The organism is Sphingomonas sediminicola (genome assembly GCF_049991885.1).
GTDB classification, from domain to species: domain Bacteria; phylum Pseudomonadota; class Alphaproteobacteria; order Sphingomonadales; family Sphingomonadaceae; genus Sphingomicrobium; species Sphingomicrobium sediminicola.
On the sequence record NZ_CP178916.1, the window covers coordinates 988625 to 1001439 of the forward strand.

Annotated in this window: 12 protein-coding genes and 1 tRNA gene; 3 read left to right on the top strand and 10 right to left on the bottom strand. The window is 61.9% G+C overall.

Annotated features, from left to right (window positions below):
- Positions 1 to 26: 26 nt before the first annotated feature.
- The 9 genes from ACMC5O_RS05195 to ACMC5O_RS05235 all read right to left on the bottom strand — a co-directional run bounded on the left by ACMC5O_RS05195 (position 27) and on the right by ACMC5O_RS05235 (position 8244).
- Entirely contained in the window at positions 27 to 614 is a 588-nt protein-coding gene (locus tag ACMC5O_RS05195) for a retropepsin-like aspartic protease family protein (protein WP_187709636.1), read from the bottom strand.
- Positions 614 to 1195, bottom strand: coding sequence for a retropepsin-like aspartic protease family protein (locus ACMC5O_RS05200; protein ID WP_426693368.1), 582 nt, complete (start codon positions 1193 to 1195; stop codon positions 614 to 616). Before ACMC5O_RS05200 ends, ACMC5O_RS05195 begins: the two co-directional genes overlap by 1 nt.
- Positions 1195 to 1959: an MBL fold metallo-hydrolase gene (locus ACMC5O_RS05205; RefSeq protein ID WP_426693369.1), complete on the bottom strand. Its 765-nt coding sequence runs from the start codon at positions 1957 to 1959 to the stop codon at positions 1195 to 1197. Before ACMC5O_RS05205 ends, ACMC5O_RS05200 begins: the two co-directional genes overlap by 1 nt.
- Positions 1956 to 2735 (bottom strand): TatD family hydrolase, encoded by a 780-nt coding sequence (locus ACMC5O_RS05210; RefSeq protein ID WP_187709634.1) that lies wholly within the window; start codon positions 2733 to 2735, stop codon positions 1956 to 1958. The genes ACMC5O_RS05205 and ACMC5O_RS05210 overlap by 4 nt, the downstream gene beginning before the upstream one ends.
- Positions 2732 to 4240 (bottom strand): methionine--tRNA ligase, encoded by a 1509-nt coding sequence (metG, locus tag ACMC5O_RS05215; protein ID WP_187709633.1) that lies wholly within the window; start codon positions 4238 to 4240, stop codon positions 2732 to 2734. The genes ACMC5O_RS05210 and metG overlap by 4 nt, the downstream gene beginning before the upstream one ends.
- Before the next feature lie 33 nt (positions 4241 to 4273).
- Positions 4274 to 5245, bottom strand: a complete 972-nt coding sequence (locus ACMC5O_RS05220) for a DNA polymerase III subunit delta' (RefSeq protein WP_187709632.1) — start codon at positions 5243 to 5245, stop codon at positions 4274 to 4276.
- Positions 5242 to 5868, bottom strand: a complete 627-nt coding sequence (gene tmk, locus ACMC5O_RS05225) for a dTMP kinase (protein WP_187709631.1) — start codon at positions 5866 to 5868, stop codon at positions 5242 to 5244. Before tmk ends, ACMC5O_RS05220 begins: the two co-directional genes overlap by 4 nt.
- Positions 5865 to 7040, bottom strand: a complete 1176-nt coding sequence (locus ACMC5O_RS05230) for a D-alanyl-D-alanine carboxypeptidase family protein (protein ID WP_187709630.1) — start codon at positions 7038 to 7040, stop codon at positions 5865 to 5867. The genes tmk and ACMC5O_RS05230 overlap by 4 nt, the downstream gene beginning before the upstream one ends.
- A 73-nt stretch (positions 7041 to 7113) precedes the next feature.
- Positions 7114 to 8244: a lytic murein transglycosylase gene (locus tag ACMC5O_RS05235; protein ID WP_426693370.1), complete on the bottom strand. Its 1131-nt coding sequence runs from the start codon at positions 8242 to 8244 to the stop codon at positions 7114 to 7116.
- Positions 8245 to 8362: 118 nt separating this feature from the next.
- Between ACMC5O_RS05235 and ACMC5O_RS05240 the strand changes: the two genes are divergently transcribed.
- A tRNA-Ser gene (locus ACMC5O_RS05240) sits at positions 8363 to 8452 on the top strand.
- A gap of 20 nt (positions 8453 to 8472) precedes the next feature.
- Here the strand turns inward: ACMC5O_RS05240 and ACMC5O_RS05245 are convergent.
- Entirely contained in the window at positions 8473 to 9114 is a 642-nt protein-coding gene (locus ACMC5O_RS05245) for a hypothetical protein (protein ID WP_187709629.1), read from the bottom strand.
- Positions 9115 to 9335: 221 nt separating this feature from the next.
- Between ACMC5O_RS05245 and ACMC5O_RS05250 the strand changes: the two genes are divergently transcribed.
- Both ACMC5O_RS05250 and ACMC5O_RS05255 read left to right on the top strand, forming a co-directional pair.
- The gene (locus ACMC5O_RS05250) at positions 9336 to 11510 is read left to right on the top strand and encodes a TonB-dependent receptor plug domain-containing protein (RefSeq protein ID WP_426693371.1); all 2175 of its coding nucleotides are present in this window, start codon (positions 9336 to 9338) and stop codon (positions 11508 to 11510) included.
- Positions 11511 to 11599: 89 nt separating this feature from the next.
- Complete coding sequence (locus ACMC5O_RS05255; protein ID WP_426693513.1) at positions 11600 to 12775, top strand: acyl-CoA dehydrogenase; 1176 nt, start codon at positions 11600 to 11602, stop codon at positions 12773 to 12775.
- The last annotated feature ends 40 nt before the right edge of the window (positions 12776 to 12815 follow it).

Sequence of the window (12815 nt, forward strand, 5' to 3'; positions counted from 1 at the left end):
ATGTATTATGTAAAGTTCCCGAGTAATCAGGGGACGAGGATCAGCCATCGCCCTTCCACTCCCCAACGCTGCAAAGAGGACAGGAAATTCATTCCGAGGACGTTCAAGTCCTCATCGTCGGCAATGTGCAGCGCGAGATCCCGGCGCTCAATGTCGCCGACTTCCAGTTCTTGCGCCGTACCTGTAGCCACACGAATGAATCCATTTCCGGTCCGGACGATCTGATTGCGTGTTGGGCTTGCCCGGACTCCGACCTCAGCCGCAGTTTCCCGCCCGATCGTCGTCATGGTCGCACCGCTATCGATCAGGAACTTCACCTTTCTTCCATTGACCAGTCCGTCGACCCAGAAATGGCCGTCCAGCGCCATCGGAATGCGAATTTCCCGTCCTTGCTTGACGGGCTCGCCTGTCGCTTCGGCTCGAAGCCTTTGCCCGACATAGCCAAGATCGTCACGAAACGTGAAGACGACGAAACCGCCGGCAAAGATTGCAATCCAGGCGAGCACCATGGTCAGTTTCCGGGCAAATGGCTCCCGCCGGGCCATAAGGCTCCCCAGCACCAGCATGATCGCCATGACCAGATAGACGCCGCCCAGCATGAGGCTGTTCGTCATCACGGCTGAAGCACCAGGTAAGTACCCTCGACACGCCAACCTTGAAGCGACGACAGGAAGTTCATCCCGAGTAGATTGGTGTCGTCGTTCTCATTGATATCAATCGGAAAGTCGGTCTTCTCGATGGAGCCGATCTGAAGCTGTTCCGCATATGCCTTGGTCGCACGCGCCGGTCCGTTCGCAGTGTTCACGATCACATGCTCGTTGCCGATTGGAACTCCGGCCGCGACAGCGGTTTCCCTGGATACGGTCGTTACCGAAGCTCCACTGTCCACCATGAAGCGCACATCACGTCCGTTCAGCTTGGCCGCGACCCAGAAGTGACCGTCATCGGCAATGGGTATTCTGATCTGCCGGCCGTCGAGGATGGGGGTGCCCATGGCCTCGGCCTTCAACCGTTGGCCAACGCCGGAGAATTCGCTTCGAAACGAGAAGAGAAGGAATCCCACCCCGAAGATTGCCACCCAGGCCAGGGCTATCTTCAGAGTTTTGCCGATGGGCTGGCGCATCCCGATGAGCGAACTGGCGACGAACACGGCCGCCACCACATAATAGATGATGTAAGGCCCCCGCTCTTCCATCAGAGTTCGATCTCCAGTCCGTCATGCGCCGGTGCCGCCCAGGACGGCAGTTCATCGACCAGCGTTGTGTAGTCCATGCTGTTGTTGAGGTGCGAGAGGTAGAGCTGCCCCACCTTCATTTCCTCCGCCCAGCCAAGGACAGCGTCGAGGTGGGTATGCGTTGGATGCGGTCGCCGGCTGAGGCAGTCGCTGACCCACACGTCCACACCTTCATACAGTGTCCGCATGTCATCGGTCAGCTCATTGAAATCTATGGCATAAGCCAGTGACCGCGAGCCGATGTCGATACGCAACCCAAGCGACGTGATTCCTCCGTGCGGCTGGTCGACAAAGCGTATCTGTGCGCCGCCGAAGGTCAATTCCGAACCGACTTCGACCGCTTCGCCTACCGCACGATAGAAGCTCGCCGACTTGAAGATGTAACCGAACCGTCTCCGGAGCCGCTCAAGCACGTCGGCTCGGCCATAGAATGGAACCGGCTTGCCCAGGGTCTGCGAGATTGCCCGCAATTCGTCGATGCCATGGCAATGGTCGGCATGATCGTGGGTGATGATCACGCCCTCGACCGTCGCAACCTGCGCCTGGAGCAGTTGCTCGCGGATGTCGGGCCCACAGTCGACAAGGAGCCTGCTGCCCCCACCCTCGAGAAGGATCGATGAGCGTAGGCGTCGATTGCGCGGCTCAGCTCGATCGCATTGGCCCCAGTCATTCCCGATCCGCGGAACACCGAATGACGTTCCACAGCCGAGAATTCTTACCTTCACGCAGAGGCCCGGGAGAACAGCCGGAAGAAATTGGCAGTCGTCGTCTCTGCCAGCGCTTCGGGCGGTTCGCTACGCAGTTCAGCAACGAACCGGGCCGTGTCGGCCACAAAGGCCGGCTCACACGTTTGCCCGCGGTGCGGGACAGGAGCGAGGAATGGCGAGTCTGTCTCGACCAGCATGCGATCGGACGGAAGCCAGCTGGCCGTTTCCTGCAATTCCTTCGCATTCTTGAAGGTCACGATGCCCGACAGCGAGATGTAGAAGCCAAGGTCGAGGGCTTTGCGGGCAAGGTCGGCCGTACCGGTGAAGCAGTGGAGAACGCCGCTGACGCCCCCTTCCCGCACCGCGCGGGCGAGGATTTCCGCCGTGTCTTCCTCGGCGTCTCGAGTGTGAACGACCAACGGAAGGCCGCTCTGGCGGGACGCGTCAATGTGGGCTTCGAAGCGCTCCTTCTGAGCATCTCTCTCAGAATTGTCGTAGAAATAGTCGAGCCCACATTCCCCGATGCCGATCACACGCGGATGTGATGCAGCCTCGACCAGCGCCGAGGCGCCGAGATCGGGATGCGCATCGGCCTCGTGCGGATGAACGCCGACGGTGGCCCAGACGTCCGAGTTACGCTCGGCAGCGCCAAGCACATCGCCCCACTCGCTCTGGCGCGTGGAGATATTCAGGAAGCCCGTCACGCCGTTCGCCCGAGCGTTCGCGAGTACCTCGTCCTGGCGCTCAGCGAGACCCGCGTAATTAAGGTGACAATGGCTATCGATGAGTCTCAAGCGGCTGCCTCCTCGTCCTCCGAAAGCTCGAGGCGCGGGAACAGCGGCTGAGGCTGGGCGATCGGCTGGCCGGCTTTACCGCTATCGATATGGGCCAGCAGCTTTTCCGCCGAGGCCGGAATGACGGGCGCGACCGCTTCAGTCAGCTTCCGAACAGCCACGACCAACGTGCCGAGAACCGCCATCATGCGCTCCGGGTCGGTCTTGCGCAGCGCCCACGGCGCCTGAGCGTCGATATAGGCATTGCAGGCGAACACAGCGCCCATCCACGCCTCTAGCCCCACTGAGAACGCGTAATCGCCGAAGCGCTGCGTCAACTCGGCACAGGCCTGATCCACCTTTTGAAGCAGGTCCTTGTCTTCGGCGGCGTCTCCAGCAGCCGGAATGATGCCCTCCAAATTCTTGAAGATCATCGAAAGGGTGCGCTGCGCGAGATTGCCGAAGCTGTTCGCCAACTCCGCATTCACGCGATTGACGATCGCTTCCGCGCTATAGCTGCCGTCCTGGCCGAAAGTGACCTCGCGCATCAGAAAGTAGCGCAGCTGGTCAACGCCGAAGCCCTGGGCCAGCGCCAGCGGGTCGACGACATTACCTACGCTCTTGGACATCTTCTCGCCGCGGCTGAGCAGGAAGCCGTGACCGTAGATCATCTTCGGCAGATCGATCCCAGCCGACATCAGGAACGCCGGCCAGTAGACCGCGTGGAACCGGACGACGTCCTTGCCGATCAGGTGGACGTCCGCGGGCCAATACCGCTTCCAGAGCTCGGTTTCGTCGGGATAGCCGAGGCCGGTGATGTAATTCGTCAGGGCATCGAGCCAGACGTACATCACATGGTTGTCGCTCCCAGGCACCGGCACGCCCCAGTCGAAGCTGGTGCGCGAGATACTGAGATCCTTGAGGCCGCCCTCGACGAAGCGGACGACCTCGTTGCGGCGGCTATCGGGCCGAATGAACTCCGGCTTTGCAGCGTAAAGGTCGAGCAGGGGTTGCTGATATTTCGACAGACGGAAGAACCAGCTCTCCTCGACGGTCCATTCGACCGGCGTTCCCTGCGGAGACAGCTTTTCGCCGTCCTCACCGGGAACGAGCTCGTCTTCCTCGTAATAGGCCTCGTCGCGGACCGAGTACCAACCTTCATAGCGGTCGAGATAGAGGTCTCCCCTCTCCTCCATCGCCTTCCAGATCGCCTGGCTTGCGCGATAATGATCGGGCTGAGATGTACGAATGAAACGATCGTACGACACGTTAAGAGTGTCGCACATCTCTCGGAAAAGGAGTGACATTCTGTCCGCAAGTGCGCGCGGCTCAATGCCCTCGGCACGGGCAGTCTGGGCCATTTTCAACCCATGTTCGTCGGTGCCGGTTTGGAAGCGCACGTCGCGCCCCTGCGAACGCTGGAAGCGCGCGATCACGTCGGCGGCAATCGCCTCATAGGCGTGACCGATATGCGGCGGGCCGTTCGGGTAGCTGATTGCGGTGGTGATGTAGAAAGGTTCGGACATTCCTCACCGCCCTAGCGGCGGCGGTTGGGCGCTTCAAGGAAGCGGGTCGGCAACCGATGCCAGGATCCCGCCAAGCTGGAACACGGTCGACGCGGGATCGAGGGACAGCCGGGGAGCAATCGCCACCAATTCGCGCGTGCGAGCATAAGCGTCGACTGCCCGCAGCCGAGGCGCGCCGGTTAGCGATCGCGCCTCCCTTGCGATTACGGACGGCAGCATTTCCAGGAAGGCTGCATAGCGATCGCCGGCGCCGCGTTTCCCAAGCTCAAGAGCCAGATCCGATCGGCGGCCGTTGGTCGGATCGCCCTGCCGCAGGATCTTGATTGCCTTGTCTTCGAGACTGACGAGGTCGAGCCCGGCCAAGGCAATGGCCCTTCCCGCCGATCCGTCCGCTGCCGCAATGACTCGCGCCCGCTCGAAATCCTTTTGTTCCGGCAATGCCTTGGCGAGAATTGACGTCATGGCGTCGTCATCGAGCGACTGAAAATCCAGCCTCCTGCAGCGCGAGCGAACGGTCGGCAGGAGCCGACCCGGTGAATGGCTGACGAGAAAGAATATCGTGTTCGCGGGCGGCTCCTCAAGCATCTTCAGGAGCGCATTCGCAGCAGACTTTTCGAGGTCGTCGATGGAGTCGATCACCACGACGCGCCAAGGCGACAGTGCCGGCGTGAGGTCGAACAGGTCAGCGAGCGACCGCACCTGGTCGACCGTAATATTGCGGGCGAGGTTGTTCGTCTTGTCGTTCACCAATCGCTCGAGCCAGCGCAGGTCCGGATGGCTGCCTGCTTCCACCAGCTTTGCGATGCGATGATCTTCAGGCGTTTCCAGCCCGGGAGCATCGACTTGCGGCCCTGCGGCGTCCGCGAGAACTCGCGTCGCCGCTTCGCGAGCGAAAGTCGCTTTCCCTACCCCCTTGGGCCCTGCGAGCAGCCACGCATGGTGCAGCGCGCCGCGCTTCCACGCGTCCGAGAACTGTCCTACGGCGCGATCCTGGCCGACGATCACGACAGAAGATCCTTCAGGCCGTCGAGCAAACGCTGCGTAACTTGCTCTGGAGTGCCGGATGCGTCGATCAACCGAACGCGCTCAGGCTCTTCCGCGGCGATGATCCGGAAGGCCGTCTCGACCTTATGGTGATATTCGGCCGAGCGGCCGCCTATTCTGTCGGCTCCGTCGGTGTCGCGGGCACGGGCACGCTCCGCGCCCTCATCCAGAATCAGGACCAGCGTGCGATCCGGCAGGAAGTCGCCGCACGCGAAACGATAAAGATCCCGCACTCGCTCGATTCCGAGCCCGCCGGCACCGCCCTGATAGGCAAGCGAGGAATCGAGGAAACGGTCACTAAGCACCCATTTCCTTTGGCTCAGCGCAGGGCGGATCGTCTTCTCCACATGGTCGGCACGTGCCGTTGCGAAGAGCAACGCTTCCGATTCGGCCGACCAGCGCGCCTCATCTCCCGAGAGCAAAAGCGCTCGAATGGCTTCGGCTCCCTCGCTTCCGCCCGGCTCGCGGGTGACGACGCAGTCGACACCGCGCTGGGCCAGCGCAGCTTGAAGAGCCTTCAGCTGGGTCGACTTGCCGACCCCTTCACCGCCTTCGAGCGTGATGAAGCGTGGGGTCGGGTTCACGCCATCCCGAACAGCTGCTTGAGCCCGATCCAGATGCGTCCGAAGAAGCCCGCTTGTCCGACGTCCTCACCAGCGACCAGCGGCATGACCTGCTCGCCGTCGGGCATCACGACAACCAGGTCAGCGATGTGCTGCCCCTTGGCAATCGGCGCCTTTACCGGCCCCTGATAGCGGATCTTCATCGCTCCGGTCTTCGAAAGGATGCCTGCAGGAATGGTCAAGGCAAGGTCGCGCGGTGCGATCAGCGGCACTTCGCTGCTGCTTCCCATCTGAACCTTCGCCGAGCCGATATTGGTTCCAGACTTGAAAAGCGGCTTCGACTGCCAGGCGTTGAAGCCCCACTGCATCAGCCGCACCGACTCCTGAATCCGCCCGTTGTAACTGTCGAGCCCGGCGACAACCATGATCAGGCGGCGCCCGTTCTGCTCGGCAGATCCGGTGAAGCCGTAGCCGGCCTCTTCGGTATGGCCCGTCTTCAGACCGTCGGCACCCGGGACCTTGCCCAAGAGCGGATTGCGGTTGGCCTGAGTGATCGCGGCGCCCGACCCCAGCGTCTGGCCGTGGGTATACTCAGTCAGGCTGTAATATTTCTTGTAGAGGTCCGGATAGTTCTCGATCTCGGCGCGAGCGAGGGTCGCGAGGTCGCGCGCAGTGACATAAGTGCGACCCTCATCCGGCCAGCCGTTCGAGTTGCCGAAGTGGCTGTTGGTAAGTCCCAGCCGCTTCGCATTCTCATTCATGATGTTGGTGAATGCCTCTTCGGTGCCGGCAATGCACTCAGCGAGCACCACCGACGCGTCATTGCCGGACAAGGTGATGATGCCCTTGAGCAGCTCATCGACCGACACCTGCTCGTTGGGGCTCAGGAACATCGTCGAGCCCGCCTGCGGACCGTGCCACTTTTGCCAGGTCTCGGGCCGGACCGTGCACATTTTGTCCGTCTTAAGGTCGCCCTTCTTGATGAGCTCGAAGGCGACGTTGGTCGTCATCATCTTCGCCATCGATGCCGGCGGCATTCGGACGTCGGCATTTTTGGACAGCAGGACCGCACCGGACGAAAGGTCGATCAGATAGGCGACCCTCGCTGGCGTATCGAACGGGGGTGCCTTGGCCGGAGCAGCGGTGGAAAGTGTGAGAGCGGCGGCTGAAGCGAATAGTATTGCGCGTTTCATCGACTCGGGGTTCGTCCTGCTGGGCTTATTGGAACACCCTCCTATCGCCGCGATTCCACTCGCGCGAGGGGGTTCAGCGGCGGGTTATCGCGTTTGCTAGAAGACCGACGGACAAAGCGTAGAAATTCGAGCAGTTGTAATCGAGGATCGCGCGATAGTTGCCGGTCAGCAGATAGGCCGTTCCGTTCGGCCCGTCCGGCTCCAGCAGGGTGGCCACCTCCTGGTCGGAAAGCGACGAACCGTACGGCACGACTCCAATCGATCGCCATTGGCCAACCGTGAGCCATCGGCTGTGCCGCGCATACACGCGCTCGCAGCGCGGGGCCCGAAGCGTCGACCGGATAGCTGCTCGGTTCAACGTCGGCGAAACCCGGGCCGCGACGCCCCAAGGCACGCCCGGCTTCCACCCGGCATTGCGAAGATAATTGGCGATCGACGCGAGACCGTCTGATTCACTTCCCCAGATATCCGCATAACCGTCTCCGTCGCCGTCAGCACGAAGCCGGACGACGACCGAAGGCATGAATTGGGGATATCCCGTCGCGCCGGCGTAACTGCCCTTCAGGCGCCATCGCGGAACACCCATGTCGATAAGCCGAAGCGCGGCGATGAACTCGCTCTCGAACATTGGGCGTCGACGTCCCTCGTAAGCGAGGCTCGCCAAGGCTTCGAGCAGATCGAATCCGCCGGTGACCGCGCCATAGCTGGTCTCGTGACCGTAAATGGCCATGAGAATGCCCGGATCGACGCCGTAGCGCGCCTGAATCCGGGCGAGATTGCCGTAGATCGAAGCGTAGCGATCCTGCCCGCGCCGGATCAGGGTCGGAGTGACATGGTCGCGCTGATAGGGCGCGAACGGCGGGATGTAGCTGCTGTTCGGCGGCCCGCCCGGCTGAGACTGGTCGAGCTGGATGGCTCGCCGGTTCAAATCCAGGCCCAGGACATTCGCCTGGATCGTCGCCTCACGTATTCCTGCGCTACGCGCCCGCCCCGCCAGGTACAGCTTGTAGGCGTCGAATCCGGTCGGTGCGGCGTAAGTGGGTCGCGTGACGTATGTTTGAACCGGCTGCATGGAGACCGGCTGGAGCACGGCAGATGACTGCGCAGGCTGAGGAAGAGGCCCCAGCGGGTCGGACTGAGCACGCGCAGGCCACGAGGCCAGCACCGCTCCAGCCGCCAGAATCCAGGCACCAATCAACCGCAATTCGACACTCCCTCCACCGCGTGACGCTACGGGCTAAACGCTGTTTTAGGCCAGCCGTGTTCGCCGCGCGCCTTGCACGTCCCATCCCGACACGCGATAGCGGGAAAAGCTGAACGAAGGATGGGTGGCCGAGTGGTTTAAGGCAGCGGTCTTGAAAACCGCCGTGGGTGCAAGCCCACCGTGGGTTCGAATCCCACCCCATCCGCCAGCGACTTTAAAGCTTATTTTCTAGTACTTGGTCGGTATTGTTGAGACGATTAGATAATCGTCGCCAAAGTCCTCGTCGATAATCTCGCCGCTCCAGCGCTGGACGTTCATTCCCTCTTCGCCGTCAGGTGTGAAAGCCTTTCCACCATTGGCGACCGCAACCATGCGCTCGAGAGTTTCGAGGATTAGGCGATCGACATCGACGATCACCGCCGCTCTGAAGTCGTGGCCCAACCTTGCCGTGCCGGGACCGTAGGGGACATAGAGCCAACCCTCCCCCTCCGGCGACGGAACCACGGCGACTGCTCGACCACAGGTGAAGGCAGGGTCGATGAGCATCCGGTATGCTCGCTTTGGCATCTGCTGGGTCCGCGAGAGCAAGTCCGCCACCTGCATCATCCCGAAGGGCTGAAGCTCAAGCCCGAATGCAATCGTGAGAATGTCGCCACCCGTGAAATGCCTCCTACGGCCCTTCCCCGGGTTCTGCTCGCCCGAAAGCGTTAGCCACTTCCTTGAGACCCAGTTGTGAAGCTGGTGATCGGCAACACCCGTGATGGCAGCCACATCCGGCCGAGTGAATCGGGGAAGCTCCAGAATGCTGTGTGCCTGCTCTCCGCTGCCGACGATCGCACGAAGATTCGCAACCTTATCGGCCAGCGACATGGACTCTCCCCCGTTGCGCCGAGTGTAATTCACTTCGTGCATTTCTCGAAATGCGGGAATTCACCTGATGCATTTCGCGACGGCTCCCCTTGTCCCTCCGTCTAGCCGCCGATGCTTCTACCAACGGCTCTGGTCGATCCGTTTGTCGATTGATCGAACCATCGTCGCTCCCTGAAAAGCCGTGCCCTAGCCGCTCCTCCATCGAAACATGGGGGATCTGGATGGTGCGGGCCTATTTGCTCGGAAGTATCGCCGTAACGGCCTTGGTGAGCTCCCCTGCGGCGCTCGCCCAAACCCCGAGCCCCAGTGATTCGCAATCGACCGCTGCGGTCGCCCAGAATGGCACCGGAAAGCGAACGACGTCCTATGACGCGGCCTATTTCGCTCAATACGCGCCCCGCACCGCCCTCGACATCGCCCGACGCGTGCCCGGTTTCCAGCTGGATCTAGGAGCAACCCAGACGGACCTGGGCCAGGTCGACGTCCGCGGCTTTGCGGGAACGGCGGGCAATGTTGTCTTCAACGGTGCGCGCCCGACGTCCAAGGCGGAAACGCTCGAAGTCACCCTCGCCCGTATCCCGGCCCAGCGCGTTATCCGTGTCGAAGTTGGCCCTGGCGATCTCTATGGCTCCGACTATTCGGGCAAGAGCCAGGTTCTCAACGTCATTCTCTCCGCCGCGTCCGGAATTGACGGAAATGTCACTGCCGCCGGTACCCGACGGTACAACGGCTACATCAATACGGACATTTCGGGCTCGGCCGTCATCCGCAAGGGAGCCTCCACCTTCAATCTGTCGGCCGGAACGGGCCGCAATCGGCAGATTGAAGAGGGAACCGACACACTCACCGACGTGGAAACCGGGGAGCAGGTCGAGTTCCGGCGCAAGCACAACAGTTATTTCAATCGAGATCCTTATGTTTCGGGGAGCTGGGCCCTCGAGCGCGCATCGGACAGCGCCTACCGGTTCAACGTCCGGTATCAGCCCAGCCGTTTCGACCTGCACCAGGACAATCGCGTCACGACCGCTGACGGCCAGCGCAACGACAATCTAGACCAGCACTTCCGAAATCCGCTGATCGAGATCGGCGGTGACGTCACGCGACCGCTGGCAGGCGGCGCCATCAAGCTTGTCGGCCTGGCCACGCGCAGGAAGCGCGACGACACAGAAACCTATCTGCTCCGCGATGGCCTGATCGAGGACGGTGGCTCGGTTGTCGGCGGCTTCGACCAGAATATCGAGGCAAAGCGCAACGAGACGATCGGTCGGCTGAGCTGGACGCGCTCGAACCTCGCCGGCTTTTCCGTGGAAATCGGTGCCGAGGCCGCACTCAATACGCTCGACAGCACCGTCGAGCTTTTCGCCTTCGACGAGGACGGCAACAGGAACCGCATCGACCTGCCGCTCGACGACGCCACCGTGAAGGAGAGGCGAGGCGAGGTCTATTTCAGCATTGGCAGGAACCTGTCGGACAAGCTCCGGATCGACGGCGGGCTGAATTACGAATTCTCGAACCTGAAAGTCCGTGGCGACACTCGCGCCGACCGGACGCTCAAGTTCCTAAAACCGAATTTATCGCTCGACTGGCAGCCCGGCGGGGGGTGGCACGGTCGTCTGTCGGTGCGCCGCACGGTTGCCCAGCTCGATTTCTACGACTTCATCAGCGTGGCCGAGCTCTCGACCGATCGCGTCAACGCCGGCAACGAGAACCTGGAGCCGCAGCGCACCTGGGAATTCCGCCTGACCGCTGAACACCCATTCCTCGGCGACGGCCTGATCAAGCTGGACCTCGGTCATGACCGCATCAGCATGCTCCAGGACCGGATTCTGATCTTCGACGACGAAGGGAACGGCTTCGATGCTCCAGGCAATATCGGCGCCGGCAACCGCAGCTTCGCCGAGCTCACGGTCGATGCACCGCTTGGACAATTATGGAGCGGACTTCGCGCCAAGTTCACAGGCACGATCCAGCGTACGCGGGTCGAGGATCCGATTTCTGGAGATATGCGCAAGTTCAGCGGCTTCTTCCCGGCCTGGCAGTGGCGCGTCGACGTCCGTCGCGATGCCGGCAAATGGTCGTACGGCTTCAGCGTGAACGACAATCAGCGCTTCACCTTCTACCGCACCGACGAGTTCGATACGAATTTCAACGGCGGCCCGTATGGAACTGCTTTCATTGAATATCGTCCGACGGCCAAGACCTCCATCACGTTCGACGTCGACAATGTATTCGAAACCAGCGGGAACCGCACGCGGCGCCTGTTCCTGCCGAACCGCGCAGCGCCCGAGGACGTCATCGACGAGGTCCGCGAGCGTAATCGTCACCTCAGCTTCGGCCTGACGTTGAAGCAGAGCTTTGGAGGCTCAAGCGGTACCGGGGTGGCGAAGGCGGACTGACAGGGGTAAGGAGCCGGCGACTTCTTCAATCGCAGGGTATCCACGTGGCCACTTCCCTCAAGGCGGACGCTCACAACCACGAGCCCGCCATTTTGCCGTTCGACTGGGCTGACGCCTATGACCTCGAGCATCAGTTAACCGAGGAGGAGCGCCTCGTCCGCGACACGGCCGAGAATTATGCGCAGGAGAAGCTGCAACCGCGTGTGACCAGCGCCTACATGGAAGAGCGCTTCGATCGCGAGATCATGAGCGAGATGGGCGAGCTTGGCCTGCTTGGCGCGACTGTCCCAGAGCAATATGGCGGAGCCGGCCTCGGCTACGTCAGCTACGGCCTCATCGCCCGCGCCGTCGAGCGCGTCGACAGCGGCTACCGATCCGCTTGCTCGGTCCAGTCCAGCCTCGTGATGTATCCGATTTTCGCCTACGGCTCCGAAGAGCAGCGCATGAAATATCTGCCGAAGCTCGCCCGCGGCGAGTTCGTCGGCTGCTTCGGCCTCACCGAACCGGATTCCGGCTCCGATCCGGGAAGCATGCGCACCCGCGCCGAGAAGACCGCGAATGGCTACCGAATCACCGGCACCAAGATGTGGATCACCAACTCGCCGATCGCCGACGTCTTCGTCGTCTGGGCGAAGTCGGATGCCCACGGCGGCAAGATCCGTGGCTTCGTGCTCGAAAAGGGCATGCCCGGCCTATCGGCGCCGAAGATCAAGGAGAAGCTCTCGCTTCGTGCCTCGATCACCGGGGAGATCGTCATGGACAATGTCGAGGTAGGGGAAGACGCCCTCCTCCCCAACGTTGAGGGCCTCAAAGGCCCGTTCGGATGCCTCAATCGCGCCCGCTATGGCATTGGCTGGGGTTCGATGGGCGCCGCTGAAGCCTGCTACGCCGCTGCGCGCCAGTACACGCTCGACCGCAAGCAGTTCGGGAAGCCGCTCGCCGCCAACCAGCTCGTTCAGCTGAAGCTCGCCAACATGGTGACCGAAATCACGCTTGGCCTGCAGGCGGCGCTCCGCGTCGGACGCCGGCTCGAAGAAGGCACGCTGATCCCGGAGACGATCAGCCTCCTGAAGCGCAACAATTGCGGCAAGGCGCTCGATATCGCGCGCGTCGCCCGTGACATGCACGGCGGCAACGGCATCAGCGCCGAATTTCACGTGATGCGCCACGCGGCGAACCTCGAGACGGTGAACACCTACGAGGGCACGCACGACGTGCACGCGCTGATCCTTGGCCGAGCGATTACGGGGCTCTCCGCCTTCTAGCGGGACCAACGGTAACCCTCTATGTTCGCTTCAAGGCAAT

Bases quoted from the DNA above. Each gene is read 5' to 3' on its own strand.
- metG (WP_187709633.1), bottom strand. From the start codon at position 4,240: ATGTCCGAACCTTTCTACATCACCACCGCAATCAGCTACCCGAACGGC.
- ACMC5O_RS05195 (WP_187709636.1), bottom strand. From the start codon at position 614: ATGACGAACAGCCTCATGCTGGGCGGCGTCTATCTGGTCATGGCGATC.
- ACMC5O_RS05200 (WP_426693368.1), bottom strand. From the start codon at position 1,195: ATGGAAGAGCGGGGGCCTTACATCATCTATTATGTGGTGGCGGCCGTG.
- ACMC5O_RS05250 (WP_426693371.1), top strand. From the start codon at position 9,336: ATGGTGCGGGCCTATTTGCTCGGAAGTATCGCCGTAACGGCCTTGGTG.
- ACMC5O_RS05230 (WP_187709630.1), bottom strand. From the start codon at position 7,040: ATGAAACGCGCAATACTATTCGCTTCAGCCGCCGCTCTCACACTTTCC.
- ACMC5O_RS05245 (WP_187709629.1), bottom strand. From the start codon at position 9,114: ATGTCGCTGGCCGATAAGGTTGCGAATCTTCGTGCGATCGTCGGCAGC.